Consider the following 260-nt stretch of genomic DNA (forward strand, 5'->3'; position numbering starts at 1 on the left):
GGATGAGCCTTCTGAATTAACACCTGCCAATTCTCTCGGTCAACCTTAAGCGCCGTGGACTTACGTCCCGGACGATACGCTCCGCGTGTGCGGCCATATACAAAGGCGCCCGCATAACGGGGGTTATGCAGTATCTGGATGACGCGACAATGTTCCAACGGCCCCCAGATCAGATCTCCCTTGCCAATCCCCCGACGGATGCGGCGCGGGAACAGCCATCCCTCCTGGCGAAATCGCTTGACCGTGGCGGTAGCTGACGC

The 260-nt window shown here is 59.2% G+C and carries 1 protein-coding gene; it reads right to left on the minus strand.

All coding sequences use genetic code 11. From position 1 onward, the window contains the following. The coding region (locus tag SB753_RS38645; RefSeq protein WP_410805360.1) for a recombinase family protein at positions 1-260 on the minus strand (260 nt) is incomplete at both ends.

Source organism: Paraburkholderia sp. SIMBA_053 (assembly GCF_046534895.1).
Classification (GTDB): Bacteria; Pseudomonadota; Gammaproteobacteria; order Burkholderiales; family Burkholderiaceae; genus Paraburkholderia; species Paraburkholderia caledonica.